Annotated in this window: 15 protein-coding genes; 3 read left to right on the plus strand and 12 right to left on the minus strand. The window is 72.2% G+C overall.

Going from position 1 to position 12977, the window contains the following annotated elements:
* Positions 1–90: 90 nt before the first annotated feature.
* From trpC to AC2IPW_RS13820, 3 genes are all read right to left on the minus strand, one after another.
* Positions 91–900: an indole-3-glycerol phosphate synthase TrpC gene (gene trpC, locus AC2IPW_RS13810; protein ID WP_003935792.1), complete on the minus strand. Its 810-nt coding sequence runs from the start codon at positions 898–900 to the stop codon at positions 91–93.
* 79 nt (positions 901–979) lie between these two features.
* Positions 980–1666, minus strand: coding sequence for a TIGR02234 family membrane protein (locus AC2IPW_RS13815; protein ID WP_486375050.1), 687 nt, complete (start codon positions 1664–1666; stop codon positions 980–982).
* Positions 1663–3246, minus strand: a complete 1584-nt coding sequence (locus tag AC2IPW_RS13820) for an anthranilate synthase component I (RefSeq protein WP_486375051.1) — start codon at positions 3244–3246, stop codon at positions 1663–1665. The genes AC2IPW_RS13815 and AC2IPW_RS13820 overlap by 4 nt, the downstream gene beginning before the upstream one ends.
* Positions 3247–3304: 58 nt before the next feature.
* On the opposite strand from AC2IPW_RS13820, the gene AC2IPW_RS13825 reads away from it, so the two are divergent.
* The gene (locus tag AC2IPW_RS13825; protein WP_416061209.1) at positions 3305–3775 is read left to right on the plus strand and encodes a peroxiredoxin; all 471 of its coding nucleotides are present in this window, start codon (positions 3305–3307) and stop codon (positions 3773–3775) included.
* Between the two features lie 3 nt (positions 3776–3778).
* On the opposite strand, the gene AC2IPW_RS13830 is transcribed toward AC2IPW_RS13825, so the two are convergent.
* A complete protein-coding gene (locus AC2IPW_RS13830; protein ID WP_486377006.1) occupies positions 3779–4546 on the minus strand; it encodes a dioxygenase family protein in 768 nt (255 codons plus the stop codon).
* A 122-nt stretch (positions 4547–4668) separates the two neighbouring features.
* On the opposite strand from AC2IPW_RS13830, the gene AC2IPW_RS13835 reads away from it, so the two are divergent.
* Together AC2IPW_RS13835 and AC2IPW_RS13840 are read left to right on the plus strand one after the other, a co-directional pair.
* Positions 4669–5727 (plus strand): NAD-dependent epimerase/dehydratase family protein, encoded by a 1059-nt coding sequence (locus tag AC2IPW_RS13835; protein WP_289378301.1) that lies wholly within the window; start codon positions 4669–4671, stop codon positions 5725–5727.
* A 79-nt stretch (positions 5728–5806) separates the two neighbouring features.
* Positions 5807–6301 carry a MarR family winged helix-turn-helix transcriptional regulator gene (locus AC2IPW_RS13840; protein WP_003935798.1) on the plus strand — a complete coding sequence of 165 codons (495 nt, stop codon included), beginning with the start codon at positions 5807–5809 and terminating at the stop codon, positions 6299–6301.
* 34 nt (positions 6302–6335) lie between these two features.
* On the opposite strand, the gene pepN is transcribed toward AC2IPW_RS13840, so the two are convergent.
* The 8 genes from pepN to hisH form a co-directional block, all read right to left on the minus strand.
* Positions 6336–8825, minus strand: coding sequence for an aminopeptidase N (gene pepN / locus AC2IPW_RS13845; protein WP_486375052.1), 2490 nt, complete (start codon positions 8823–8825; stop codon positions 6336–6338).
* An 85-nt stretch (positions 8826–8910) separates the two neighbouring features.
* The gene (locus AC2IPW_RS13850) at positions 8911–9090 is read right to left on the minus strand and encodes a tautomerase family protein (RefSeq protein WP_486375053.1); all 180 of its coding nucleotides are present in this window, start codon (positions 9088–9090) and stop codon (positions 8911–8913) included.
* A 149-nt stretch (positions 9091–9239) separates the two neighbouring features.
* The gene (gene hisI / locus AC2IPW_RS13855; protein ID WP_003935801.1) at positions 9240–9587 is read right to left on the minus strand and encodes a phosphoribosyl-AMP cyclohydrolase; all 348 of its coding nucleotides are present in this window, start codon (positions 9585–9587) and stop codon (positions 9240–9242) included.
* On the minus strand, positions 9584–10357 hold the full coding sequence (gene hisF, locus AC2IPW_RS13860; protein ID WP_054375298.1) for an imidazole glycerol phosphate synthase subunit HisF: 774 nt from the start codon (positions 10355–10357) through the stop codon (positions 9584–9586). Before hisF ends, hisI begins: the two co-directional genes overlap by 4 nt.
* Positions 10354–11181, minus strand: a complete 828-nt coding sequence (locus AC2IPW_RS13865) for an inositol monophosphatase family protein (RefSeq protein ID WP_003935803.1) — start codon at positions 11179–11181, stop codon at positions 10354–10356. The genes hisF and AC2IPW_RS13865 overlap by 4 nt, the downstream gene beginning before the upstream one ends.
* A gap of 4 nt (positions 11182–11185) precedes the next feature.
* Positions 11186–11920 (minus strand): bifunctional 1-(5-phosphoribosyl)-5-((5-phosphoribosylamino)methylideneamino)imidazole-4-carboxamide isomerase/phosphoribosylanthranilate isomerase PriA, encoded by a 735-nt coding sequence (priA, locus tag AC2IPW_RS13870; RefSeq protein ID WP_003935804.1) that lies wholly within the window; start codon positions 11918–11920, stop codon positions 11186–11188.
* A 50-nt stretch (positions 11921–11970) separates the two neighbouring features.
* Complete coding sequence (locus tag AC2IPW_RS13875) at positions 11971–12339, minus strand: hypothetical protein (protein WP_486375054.1); 369 nt, start codon at positions 12337–12339, stop codon at positions 11971–11973.
* Positions 12336–12971 (minus strand): imidazole glycerol phosphate synthase subunit HisH, encoded by a 636-nt coding sequence (hisH, locus tag AC2IPW_RS13880; RefSeq protein ID WP_003935806.1) that lies wholly within the window; start codon positions 12969–12971, stop codon positions 12336–12338. The genes AC2IPW_RS13875 and hisH overlap by 4 nt, the downstream gene beginning before the upstream one ends.
* Positions 12972–12977 lie beyond the last annotated feature (6 nt).

Raw genomic sequence — 12977 nt, forward strand, 5'->3', positions numbered from 1 at the left:
GGATCGTCTGTGCTCACCCGTCCAGTCTGCCCCAACCTCGACCCCGCCTCGTCGCCGGGTCCGGCCCGTCGGCGGTGTACGGGAATGTGCTCAGCGCGCGGGCTTGGGGCAGGACGGATGGGTGCCGGCGGTGACCAGTTCGGCAACCGCGTGGCGCGGGTCGCCGCTGGTCACCAGACCTTCGCCGACGAGCACCGCGTCGGCGCCCGCGCCGGCGTAGGTGAGCAGATCGGAGGGACCGCGCACACCGGACTCGGCGATCTTGACGACCTCGGTCGGCAACCCCGGTGCGATCCGGGCGAACGTGCTCTTGTCGACCTCAAGGGTCTTGAGATTGCGGGCGTTGACCCCGATGACGGTGGCGCCGGCCTCGAGCGCCCGGTCGGCTTCCTCCTCGGTGTGCACCTCCACGAGTGCCGTCATCCCGAGGGATTCGACCCGGTCGACGAGCGAGTGCAGCACGGGTTGCTCGAGGGCGGCGACGATGAGCAGCACGATGTCGGCGCCGTGCGCACGCGCCTCGTGGATCTGGTACGGCCCCACGATGAAGTCCTTGCGCAGCACCGGGATCCGCACCGCGCGCCGCACGGCGTCGAGGTCCTCGAGGCTGCCCTGGAACCGGCGCTGCTCGGTGAGCACGCTGATCGCGCGGGCACCGCCGGCCTCGTAGGCCTTGGCGAGTTCGGCGGGATCGGTGATGTCGGCGAGCGCACCCTTCGACGGGCTCGCCCGCTTGACCTCGGCGATCACGGCGATTCCCGGCTCGAGCAACGCGGCCTTGGCGTCGAGGGACGGGGGCGCGGCGGCGGCCGCGGCCTTGACCGCAGCGAAGTCGAGGACCGCTTCCCGGGCGGCGACGTCGGCGCGCACCCCTTCGAGTATCGAGTCGAGAACAGTCATCGTGGCTCGAAGTCCTTTCGCCCCTGTCAATCCGATGTGAGGAAGCTCATCGGAGTTTCTTGAAGGGTAGTGTGCGCCCTCACCGACCCGTCCGGCGGGTCCCCGAATCGTCGGTGCCGCCCTCCCCGCCTCGATCGGTGGACCGGTCGTCGGCGGCATCCACCGTGGGGTCCTCACCCGCGTCGAGCGCGTCCCACAGTGTGCGTTCGGTGACCGGCTCGTCGGCGGTGTCCCGGCGGGCCGTGGCCTCCCGGCGGGCGGCGGGGCTGTCGTAGCGCGACGACAGCCCCGCCCGCGCCCGCGGGGTGCGCCACAGCTGCACCGCGGCGGCCAGCGCGGCCACGGCGCCGGCCAGGGCGAGCAGCGCCGGGCCGGTGGTGACCGAGAGGGAGGTGACCTCGGCGCGTACCGGCAACTCGGCGATGCGCGCCGCGGTCGCGTCGTCGACGCTTCCGGTGAGCAGTCCCACCGCCGGGACGGCGGCGGCGACCGCGACCACCGCGACGAGCACCGCCAGAACCCGCAGCGCCCACCCGCGCACCGCGAAGGACGCCGCGACCGCCGCCAGCAGCGCCAGGGCGAGCGGGGTCAGCGCAGCCGCCCACGTCGCCCCGGCGAGTTCGATGACCCGGGCCTCACCGAGGCCGTCGGAGGAGGTGACGGTCACCCAGGTCAGGCGGCTCGCACCCCACAGCGCGGTGGCGGCGGTCGCGAGCAGCGCGGCGATCACTCCGCGGCGCCGCCCCGAGGTGCCGGGAGCGCTCACCGCCGGTCTCCCTCGTACGGGGTGAGGGTGCCGGCGGCGGCGACGGCGGAGAGCACCGCCATGGCCTTGTTACGCGCCTCGGTGTCCTCGTAGACCGGGTCGGAGTCGGCCACGACGCCGGCACCGGCCTGCACGTAGGCGACGCCGTCCTTGACCAGAGCGGAACGGATCGCGATGGCGGTGTCGGCGTCACCGGCGAAGTCGAGGTAGCCGACGATGCCGCCGTAGATGCCACGCCGGGTCGGTTCGAGCTCGTCGATCAGCTCCATCGCCCGCACCTTGGGGGCACCGGACAAGGTGCCGGCGGGAAAGCACGCGGTGACCGCGTCGAGGGCGTGCCGGCCTTCGGCGAGGCGGCCGGTCACGGTCGAGACGAGGTGCATGACGTGGCTGTAACGCTCGATGTGCCGGTAGTCGTGCACCTTGACCGTGCCGGGTTCGCACACCCGCCCCAGGTCGTTGCGACCGAGGTCGACGAGCATGAGGTGCTCGGCGTTCTCCTTCTCGTCGGCGAGCAGGTCCTTCTCGAGCAGGATGTCCTCCTCCTCGCTGGTGCCGCGCCAGCGGGTACCGGCGATGGGATGGGTGGTGGCGACGCCGTCGGCGACGGTCACCAGCGCTTCCGGGCTCGAGCCGACGACGGAGAACGCGGTGCCGCCGTCGCCGTCGGGGACGTGCATGAGGAACATGTACGGGCTCGGATTCGAGGCCCGCAGCATCCGGTACACGTCGATCGGCGCCGCGTGGCAGTCGATCTCGAAGCGCTGGGACAGCACCACCTGGAACGCCTCGCCGGCCTCGATCTCGCCGATGAGCCGGCGCACGTCGGCGCCGAAGCTTTCGGTGGTGCGTTGGCGCCGGTAGTCCGGGGCGGGGCGGTCGAACGTCGAGACGGTCGACGGGGCCGGCGCGGCCAGCGCCGCGGTCATCCGGTCCAGCCTGGTGACGGCGTCGTCGTATGCCTCGTCGACGCGCTCGTCGGAGCCGTCCCAGTTGACGGCGTTGGCGATGAGGGTGATCGCGCCCTCGTGGTGGTCGACGGCGGCGAGGTCGGTGGCGAGCATCATCACGGTCTCCGGGATGTGCAGGTCGTCGACTGCGTGCTCGGGCAGCCGTTCGATCCGGCGCACGACGTCGTAGCCGAGGTAGCCGACCATGCCACCGGTGAGCGGGGGCAGGCCGTGCAGCCGCTCGGTGTGCAGCAGCTGCAACGTCTGCCGCAGCACGTCGAGGGGGTTGCCGCCGGTGGGGGCACCGGCGGGCACGTGCCCGTACCAGGTGGCCTCGCCGTCGACCACGGTGAGCGCGGCGGGGCTGCCCGCGCCGATGAACGACCACCGGGACCAGGACCGGCCGTTCTCGGCGGATTCGAGCAGGAAGGTGCCGGGCCGGTCGGCGGCGAGCTTGCGGTACGCCGACAACGGAGTCTCCGCGTCGGCGAGGACCTTGCGGGTCACGGGGACGACCCGGTGCTCGGCGGCGAGGAGCCGGAACTGCTCGCGGGTGGTGGTGGAGTCGGGTCGGCCGCCCTCGGTGGGGTCGGACGCCGCTGCGGGGATGGTGGTGGGCTCGCCGGACATGGCGCCCATCATCCCAGGGCCTGCCGCGGCGAGCGCGGTCGCGGTAGCGTCACCCGACATGAGAGCCGGTGACACCGCCCCCGATTTCACGGCGAACGACCAGGACGGGCGTCCGCGGACCCTGTCCGCGCTGCTGACGGACGGGCCGGTGGTGCTGTTCTTCTACCCGGCCGCGTTCACCCCGGTGTGCACGGCCGAGGCGTGCCATTTCCGGGATCTGGCGGCCGAGTTCGCGGCCGTCGGCGCGACCCGGGTCGGTATCAGCACCGACCCGGTGGACCGGCTGGGCGCATGGTCGACGCGCCAGTCGCTCGACTATCCGTTGCTGTCCGACCCGGACGGCGAGGTGGCGGCCCGGTTCGGGGTGCGCCGGGGGCTGCTCGCCCGGCTGTCGCCGGTCAAGCGGACCACGTTCGTGCTGGACACCGACCGCACGGTGCTCGCGGTGATCGCCAGCGAGGTGCGCCCCGACGTGCACGCGGACCGAGCCCTCGCGGCGCTGCGGGCGCGGCGCGCGGCCCGGGACTGACGATCAGTCCACCTGGACGGAGCGCTTCGCCAATCCCATCCAGAACCCGTCGATCACCTGCCGGGGTGCCTGCCCCGGATCGCTCGACGCGCCGAGGGTGACGAACAGTGGGGCGAAGTGCTCGACCGTCGGGTGGGCGTACGGCATGCCCGGTGCCCGGGTGCGGAAGTCGAGCAGACCGTCGACGTCGCCGGCGGCGAGCCGCTCGGCGGCCCAGGCGTCGAACTCGGCGGACCAGCCGGGCGCGGCGGCCTCGGGACGCGGGTCGCGCAGGAACGGCAGGCCGTGCGTGGTGAAGCCGGAACCGACGACGAGCACCCCCTGCTCCCGGAGGGGACGCAGCCGCGCGCCGAGCGTGAGCAGCCGTGCCGGATCGAGGGTGGGCAGGGAAATCTGCAGGACCGGGATGTCCGCGTCCGGGTACATGACGGTGAGCGGCACGTACGCGCCGTGGTCGAGTCCGCGGTGCGGCTGCTGCACGACCGGTTCGCCGTCGGGCATCAGCGCGGCCACCGTGCGGGCGAGGCCGGGGGCACCGGGCGCCGGGTAGGTGACCTCGTAGAAGCGGCGGGGGAAGCCGCCGAAGTCGTACACGAGCGGGGTGCCGGTGGCGGTGGCACCGATCGTCAACGGTGCGGACTCCCAGTGCGCGGAGACCACGAGGATCGCGGTGGGGGTCGGCAGGTCGGCGGCCCAGCGCTGCAGCTGCGCCACCCACGTCGCACTGTCGACGAGGGGCGGTGCCCCGTGGCTGAGGAACAGGGCGGGCATGAGGCTCACACGAACTCCTAAAGTTGAAGCTTCAACCATGCTACCCGATGCAGCGTCGGCGGCCTCCGGAATGTTCCCGGCCGGCGGGGATGGATCGACGAAGGCGCGGGTATCCCCCGCTCATGACCGGAACACAGGGCCCCAAGGTGGTCGTCACGGGCGCGACCGGAAACGTGGGCACCAGCGTCACGGCGGCACTCGCCGCCCGGGAGACCGTCGGGTCGGTGGTCGGCATCGCCCGCCGCCCCACCGACCTGCGCTGCCCCAAGACCGACTTCGTCGTCGCCGACGTCGTCCACGACAACCTGCACGAGCTGCTGCGGGGTGCCGACGCGGTCGTCCACCTGGCCTGGCTCTTCCAGCCCACCCACAAACCCGAGATCACCTGGCGCAACAATGTTCTCGGATCGATCCGGGTGTTCGAGGCCGCCGCCGCGGCGGGCGTCCCCGCCGTGGTCCACGCGTCGTCGGTCGGCGCCTACTCGCCGGGACCACAGCACGAACGGGTCGACGAACGATGGCCCACCCATGGCTGGCCCGGCGCGGCGTACCCGCGGGAGAAGGCGTACCTCGAACGCTGGCTCGACGCGTTCGAACTGCGGCACCCCGACCTCCGCGTGGTCCGGATGCGGCCCGGGTTCATCTTCAAGCGCGAGTCCGCCACCGCCCAGCGCCGATTGTTCGCCGGACCGTTCGTCCCCGGCCGCCTCGTCCGCGCCCTGCCCGTCGTCCCCCGCACCGCCGGGCTGCGGATGCAGGTACTGCACACCGAGGACGCCGCCGACGCGTACGTGCGGGCCGTGCTGCGGCCGGTGCGGGGCGCCTTCAACCTCGCCGCCGAACCCCCCGTCGACGCCGAGACCCTCGCCGAAATCCTCGGCGCCCGCACGGTGCCCGTCCCGGCCGCGGCGCTGCACGCCGCCGTCGCCGCCGCCTGGCACGCCCGGCTCGCCCCCGCCTCCCCCGGGCTGCTCGACACCGTGCTGCGGCTGCCGCTCATGGACTGCACCCGTGCCCGCACCGACCTCGAGTGGGTCCCTCGGTTCTCCCCCCGCGCCACCCTCGAGGAGTTCGTGACGGGCCTGCGCGACGGCGCGGGACTGCCGACGCCGCCACTGACGGCGGACAGCGTGGGCGGCCGACTGCACGAGGTTGCCACCGGCATGGGACGTCGCCCCTGACCGTCGGCTCCGACGGGACGCCGTCCGCTCGCACCGGCCGTCCCGATAATGTGGACGATCGAGAAAGGACGGTGCACCCGTGGGCTCCGCACAGATCGACGACACCGAGTGGCTGACCGCATCCCAGCAGCGGGCCTGGCGGAAACTGGTGGCACTGATCACCCGATTGCCGGCCGCGCTCGACACGCAGCTGCAGCGGGACTCGGCGCTCACCCATTTCGACTACTCGGTCCTCGCGGAGCTGTCCGAGGCACCCGGCCGGCAGCTGCGCCTGTCCGAGCTGGCGCAGCTGTCGAACGCGTCGCTCTCGCGGCTGTCCCACGTGGTGACCAAGCTGGAACATGCCGGATGGGTGCGCCGGCAGAGCGTGCCCGGCACGCGCGGCTCGTTCGCGGTGCTCACCGACGCCGGCATGACCAAGCTCGTCGAGGCGGCGCCCGGCCACGTCGCGACCGTCCAGGCCCTGGTGTTCCAGGGGCTGGACGACGAACAGGTCACCGCGCTCACCGAGCTCGGTACCGCACTGCTCGGGCAACTCGACCGGGGCATCGCTGCCGGGACCGGCAAGGCCTGACTCCGTCGACCGCCCGGTCCGGCGGAGCCTCCGCTCAGCGGAGCGCCTGGGCCCGCAGGTCACGGGCGAGGTGGTCGCGCTGCTCGACCACCAGGCGCCGCAAGGCCGCCGGGGCGTCGGCGTGCGCCTCGAGCCACCGGTCGCTCGGCTCGAGGGTGTTCCCGGCCGGGAACAGCCCGACGACGATCCGGCGCGCCATCTCGATACTGCGCTCGGACCACACCGTCCGGATCGCGGCGAAGTAGTCGTCGTCGAACGGGGCGATCAGTTCCCGGTGCGCTCCGGCCCGGAACCCGGCGATGGTGGCGTCGAGGTGCTCGTTCGACAGCGCCGTGTCGGTGAAGATCGCGGTCCACGCCTGATCTTTGACCGCGGGGAGGGGCCGCGCGGCCAGGGCGCGCAGCCGCGCGGTCCGCCCGGAACCGGTGTCGTCGCGGGCGAGTTCCCCGTCGAGATCGGCGGGCTCCGCGTGCCCGGTGGCCGCCAGTGCGGTCCACAGCTGCCAGCGCAGGTCCGGATCCAACCGCAGTCCGTCCGGCGTCTTCCCGGTCCCGTCGAGGATCGCCCGCACCTCGGCGGCACGGGTGTCGTCGACTGCCGCGGCCACGGCGACCGCGCGGGCCCAGGCGAGTTGCTCGTCGGATCCCGGGGCGGTGGTGAACACGGCCGTCCAGGCCGCCTCCAGCCAGCGACGACGCTGCCCGGGCCGGCTCGCAGGCGGCAGGTAGTGCTCGATCGCGTAGGGCGCGTTCGTCAGCAGAGCGGTCAGCAGGGCCGGATTCGGTTCGGCCACTGCGAACCTGCGGACCGCGGCCAGATACCGCGCCGCGGTCAGTTCGCCGTCCCGGGTGGCGTTCCACAGTGCCGACCAGATCGATCCCCGCGCCAGCGGGTCGACGACACGGTCGAGCGAATGCTCCACCGTCTCGAGGGAGCGTAGGTCGAGACGGACCTTGGCGTAGGTCAGGTCGGCATCGTCGAGCAGGATCAGCGGTGCGGGCGCGGACTCGAACAAGGTGCGCTCGGCCTCGAGATCGACCTCGACGCGCCGCCGGCAGACCAGGTCCCCGTGCTCGTCGAAGTCGTAGTGACCCACGGCCAGCCGGTGGGGCCGCGCCGGCCGCTGGACGATCGCGGACCACCCCTCCCCCGCGTCCTCGAGCGTCAGGGTCGACACGCCGCTGGTCTGCAGCCAGGCGCGCGCCCACTCCGACAGGTCTCGCCCCGACGTCGCCGACAACTCGGTGAGCAGATCCGCGAGGGTGGTGTTCCCGAAGGCGTGCCTGCGGAAGTAGCGCCGCGCGCCCTCGAAGAAGGCGTCCCGCCCCACGAAGGCGACGAGCTGCTTGAGGACGCTCGCCCCCTTCGCATACGTGATGCCGTCGAAGTTGAGTTTGGCGGCCTCGAGGTCGACGATGTCGGCGACGATCGGGTGGGTCGTGGGCAACTGGTCCTGCAGATAGGCCCATGCCTTGCGCCGGTTCGCGAAGGCGACCCACGCGTCGGTGAACTCGGTGGCCTCGGCGCTGACCAGCGCGCCCATGTAGTCCGCGAAGGACTCCTTGAGCCACAGGTCGTCCCACCACGTCATGGTGACGAGGTCGCCGAACCACATGTGCGCCATCTCGTGCAGGATCGTGTTCGCGCGGGCCTGGTACTGCGCGGCGGTGGCGGCGCCGCGGAACACGTACGCCTCGGTGAAGGTCACGCACCCCGGGTTCTCCATCGCACCGAGGTTGTACTCCGGCACGAACACCTGGTCGTACTTGCCGAACGGGTAGGGGTAGCCGAAATGCTCGGCGTAGAAGTCCATCCCCTGCCGCGTCACGGCGAAGACCGCGTCGGCGTCGAGGTACTGCGCCAGTGAGGCGCGGCACGACACGGCCAGGGGAACGATGAGTTCGTCGCGGCTCCATGAGGATTCGGCGCGGTGGTACGGGCCCGCCACGACCGCGGTGATGTAGGTGGAGATCGGCAGTGTCGGCGCGAACTTCACCGTCTGTGCGTCACCGAGCGATTCGCGTTCGGCGACATGTCGATTGGACAGCACCTGCCAGCCCGCCGGGGCGGACACGACGAAGGTGAACGGCGCCTTCATGTCCGGCTGTTCGAAGCACGCGAACACTCGTCGCGCGTCCGCGGGTTCGTACTGCGTGTACAGGTAGGTCTGTCCGTCGGCGGGATCGACGTACCGATGCAGACCCTCGCCGGACCTGCTGTAGTCCGCGGTGGCGACGACGGTGACGACGTTGTGCGCGCGCAGACCGCTCAGCCCGATGCGCGCGCCGTCGTACCGGACGGGCACCGCCGCACCGTTGAGCACGACCGACTCCACCCGGGGGCCGAGGAAGTCGAGCCACGTCGCGTCCGCGGTGGCGGTGAACTCGATCGTCGTCGTGGTCGGGAAGCAGGGGTTCCCGGCGTCCGGGGCGCCACGCAGGTCGAGGTCGACGTGGTAGCTGCGGACCGACACGGTCCGGGAACGCTCGGCGGTTTCGGCACGGGTCAGGTTCGCGGACGGCATACGCCGATCCTGCCAGGATCCGCTGAGCGGGACCGTCGGCCGGCGGCACCCGCTGCGGGGCGGGCCGCTCGGGGAGCGGCACGCGTCACCCGAGCGGGACCCCCCCGACGCCCCACTGCTCCCGCGGCACCTCGGTGATGGTCACCCACACCGACTTCGCGTCCTTGCCGGTCGCCTCCGCGTAGGCCTTGGTCACCGCCTCGATGGTGGCGCGCTTCTGTTCGCCGGTGAGACCGGGGGTCTGGCTGATCTGGATGAGGGGCATGGGTGAGATTGTGCCGCACCGCCCACGGAGCCGGACGTCGAGGCGTAACGAAACAATCCGGTCGGTCGAATCCCCTTCGGTCGCTCCGCGGCCGGTGTGCCATTTGGGCTGCCCCAGCCACCCAATGGACACACCGACGCCGGAGGCGCCTATTCGGCGGCGAGCAGGACGTCCGCGTCGAAGCACGTGTGGGTGCCGGTGTGGCACGCGGCCCCGACCTGGTCGACGACGAGCAACACCGTGTCGCCGTCACAGTCGAGGCGCACCTCGTGCACGTGCTGGGTGTGGCCGGAGGTCTCGCCCTTGACCCAGTACTGTCCGCGCGAACGCGAGAAGTAGGTCGCGGTGCGGGTCTCGAGGGTCCGGGCGAGGGCCTCGTCGTCCATCCATGCCATCATCAGCACGTCGCCGGTGGCGCGTTCCTGCGCGACGGCGGCGAACAGCCCCGCCTCGTTGCGCTTGAGCCGCGCCGCAATCGCGGGATCCAGACTGCTCATCGGACCTCGATCCCTTCTGCGCGCATCGCCGCCTTCACCTGCGCGATGGTGAGCTCCCCGAAATGGAACACGCTGGCCGCGAGCACCGCGTCGGCGCCGGCGTGCACGGCCGGCGCGAAGTGCTCCACCGCTCCGGCGCCGCCGCTGGCGATCACCGGTACGTGGACCGCGGCGCGCACCGCCTGGATCATCGGCAGGTCGAAACCGGACTTGGTGCCGTCGGCGTCCATCGAGTTCAGCAGGATCTCTCCCACCCCGAGTTCCGCGCCGCGGCGGGCCCATTCGACGGCGTCGATGCCGGTACCCCGACGACCGCCGTGCGTGGTGACCTCCCATCCCGACGGGGTGTCGTCCTCACCGTCGGGCACGGTGCGGGCGTCGACGGACAGCACGATGCACTGCGATCCGAACCGCTCGGACATCTCGCGCAGCACCTCGGGGCGGGCGATGGCCGCGGTGTTGATGCTGACCTTGTCCGCGCCGGCACGCAGCAGCCGATCCACGTCCTCGACGGTGCGCACCCCGCCCCCCACCGTCAACGGGATGAACACCTGCTCGGCCGTGCGGCTGACCACGTCGAGCATGGTGCCGCGGTCGCCGCTGGAGGCGGTGACGTCGAGGAAGGTCAACTCGTCCGCGCCCTGCAGGTCGTACGCGGCAGCGAGTTCGACGGGATCACCGGCGTCGCGCAGGTTCTCGAAGTTCACCCCCTTGACGACGCGGCCGGCGTCGACGTCCAGACACGGGATCACCCGCACTGCCAGGGTCATGTAATTCGGTCCTCCTCGGGGACGGGACCGGTGAGCGATCCCACGATGTCGAGTATCTCCTCGTGCACACCCGGCGCTCCGGCGACCACCGAACCGGAGCCGATGCGCCAGGGCTCGCCGGCGAAGTCGGTGGCGCGCCCACCGGCTGCCCGCACCAGAGCGACGCCGGCGGCGTTGTCCCACGGGTGGTGCCCGAAGACGACGGCCGCGCCGAGCACCCCGGCCGCCGTGTAGGCCAGGTCCACTCCGGTCGATCCGTGCATGCGCAGGCGCGAGACCCGGCGGCTCAGCTCGGTGATGACGTCGAGGCGGCGCCGGCCCGGGATGCGCCCGCGGCTGTCGATGTCGAAGCTGCCGACACCGACCATCACCTCCGCGAGCGTCGCGCGCTGCAGCGGCGGCTGGGGACGGCCGTTGCGCAGCAGCGGTCCACCGACGGCGGCCGCGAACCGGTCGCCGACGAACGGCAACCAGGTCAGCCCGAGGACCGGGTCGCCGTCCCGGACGAGCGCGAGCAGGATTCCCGCGGTGGGAAGCCCGGCCGAGTAGTTGACGGTGCCGTCGATCGGGTCGAGCAGCCACACCGTGCCCGAATCGGCTTCGGGGCCGCCGAACTCCTCGCCGTGCACGGAGATGCCGGTGCGCCGTTCGAGCTCGGAGGAGATGCTCCGTTCCAGCTCGAGGTCGAGATCGGTGGCGAAGTCGTTGGGGCCCTTGTCCACCGAGCGCGGCGCCCCGCGACCGGCGACGAACCGTTCCGACGCCACGTCGAGCACCTCGCCGGCGACGGCGAGCAGGCTGGACAGGTCGGCGGGCACGGTCATCGGATCAGCGCGAGACCGCGTCGAGTGCCTCGGTGAGCGTGAACCGGCCGGCGTACAGCGCCTTGCCGACGATGGCACCCTCGACACCCCGGTCGACGAGACCGGCGATCGCCCGCAGGTCGTCGAGGGCGGACACGCCGCCGGAGGCGACGACGGGAGCGTCGGTGGCGGCGCAGACCTGGGCGAGCAGGTCGAGGTTGGGGCCGGTGAGCGTGCCGTCCTTGGTGACGTCGGTGACGACGTACCGGCTGCAACCGTCGCGGTCGAGCCGGGCGAGTACCTCCCACAGGTCGCCACCGTCGGAGACCCAGCCCCGGCCCCGCAGGCGCCACTGTCCGTCGATGAGCTTGACATCGAGTCCGACGGCGATGCGGTCGCCGTACTCGGCGATGGCGCGGGCGCACCAGTCGGGATCCTCGATGGCGGCGGTCCCGAGGTTGACGCGAGCGCACCCGGTGGCGAGCGCCGCTTCGAGGGATTCGTCGTCGCGGATACCGCCGGACAGTTCCACCTTCACGTCGAGCTCGCCGACGACGTCGGCGAGGAGCTCGCGGTTGGAGCCGCGCCCGAAGGCAGCGTCGAGATCGACGAGGTGCACCCATTCGGCGCCGGCGTTCTGCCACTCGAGGGCGGCATCGCGGGGAGAGCCGTAGCTGGTCTCGCTGCCCGCCTCTCCCTGGACGAGGCGAACTGCTTCACCGTTGGCGACATCGACTGCAGGCAAAAGGACCAGGCTCACTGCGCCCATGCTAGCGGGTCGCGGCGGCCGCCGAGCACCGGCCCCGACGGTCATTCGTCCCCGTCGCGGCGCGGCCCGGCGTCCCCGTCGCGGCGCGGCGCATCGTGACCGTCGCGGCGCGGCCCGGCGTCCCCGTCGCGGCGCGACGCATCGTGACCGTCGCGGCGCGGCGCATCGTGACCGTCGCGACCGAAGGCGCGGCGCGTCGTCCGCGTCGAGACGACGCCCATCGCGGCGATCGCGCCGACCACACCGGCGAGGGCGACGATCAACGCGACGACGGGCCCCGGTTGCAGCACCACGATCACCGCGGTGGCGAGCAGGAGCACCCCGGTGGCGGCACCCAATGCCGTCAGAGCGAGCCGGCCGAGCGAGAAGTCCGGCCGGGCCGGGTCGTCGCCGCCCGCGCCACGGTTCACAAACTGCCGACCCAGTTGCGCAGCAGCTCGGCTCCGGCGTCACCGGACTTCTCGGGATGGAACTGCGTCGCCGAAAGCGGGCCGTTCTCGACCGCGGCGAGGAACCGCACGCCGTGCTCGGCCCAGGTCAGCGCGGGTGGAGCGATCAGCTCCGAAGGTGGCAGCTCCCACTTCTGCGCGGCATAGGAGTGCACGAAGTAGAACCGGGTGTCGCGGTCCATGCCCGCGAACAGCACGCTGTTGTCGGGGGCGTCGACGGTGTTCCAGCCCATGTGCGGCAGCACCGGCGCATCGAGACGTTCGACGGTGCCCGGCCATTCGCCGCAACCGTCGGTCTCGACGCCGAATTCCACACCCTTGTCGAAGAGGATCTGCATGCCGACGCAGATGCCGAGCACAGGGCGGCCGCCGGCGAGTCGCTGGCCGATGATCCGGTCCCCGCGCACCGCCTTCAGCCCCGCCATGCACGCCGCGAACGCACCGACACCGGGCACGACGAGGCCGTCGGCGGCGAGCGCGACCTGCGGGTCGGCGGTCACCTCCACCTGCACGCCGGTGCGCGCCACCGCGCGCGTCGCCGAATGCAGATTGCCGGAGCCGTAGTCGAGGACGGCGACCTTGGTTGCGCTCATGAGTTC

It is taken from the genome of Rhodococcus sp. NS-SX18 (assembly GCF_057367935.1).

Coding starts and splice junctions, on each gene's coding strand:
- hisF (WP_054375298.1), bottom strand. CDS start 10,357: ATGACCCTGGCAGTGCGGGTGATCCCGTGTCTGGACGTCGACGCCGGC.
- AC2IPW_RS13865 (WP_003935803.1), bottom strand. CDS start 11,181: ATGACCGTGCCCGCCGACCTGTCCAGCCTGCTCGCCGTCGCCGGCGAG.
- pepN (WP_486375052.1), bottom strand. CDS start 8,825: ATGCCGTCCGCGAACCTGACCCGTGCCGAAACCGCCGAGCGTTCCCGG.
- trpC (WP_003935792.1), bottom strand. CDS start 900: ATGACTGTTCTCGACTCGATACTCGAAGGGGTGCGCGCCGACGTCGCC.
- AC2IPW_RS13850 (WP_486375053.1), bottom strand. CDS start 9,090: ATGCCCCTCATCCAGATCAGCCAGACCCCCGGTCTCACCGGCGAACAG.
- AC2IPW_RS13830 (WP_486377006.1), bottom strand. CDS start 4,546: ATGCCCGCCCTGTTCCTCAGCCACGGGGCACCGCCCCTCGTCGACAGT.
- AC2IPW_RS13820 (WP_486375051.1), bottom strand. CDS start 3,246: ATGTCCGGCGAGCCCACCACCATCCCCGCAGCGGCGTCCGACCCCACC.
- AC2IPW_RS13825 (WP_416061209.1), top strand. CDS start 3,305: ATGAGAGCCGGTGACACCGCCCCCGATTTCACGGCGAACGACCAGGAC.
- hisH (WP_003935806.1), bottom strand. CDS start 12,971: ATGAGCGCAACCAAGGTCGCCGTCCTCGACTACGGCTCCGGCAATCTG.
- AC2IPW_RS13835 (WP_289378301.1), top strand. CDS start 4,669: ATGACCGGAACACAGGGCCCCAAGGTGGTCGTCACGGGCGCGACCGGA.
- hisI (WP_003935801.1), bottom strand. CDS start 9,587: ATGAGCAGTCTGGATCCCGCGATTGCGGCGCGGCTCAAGCGCAACGAG.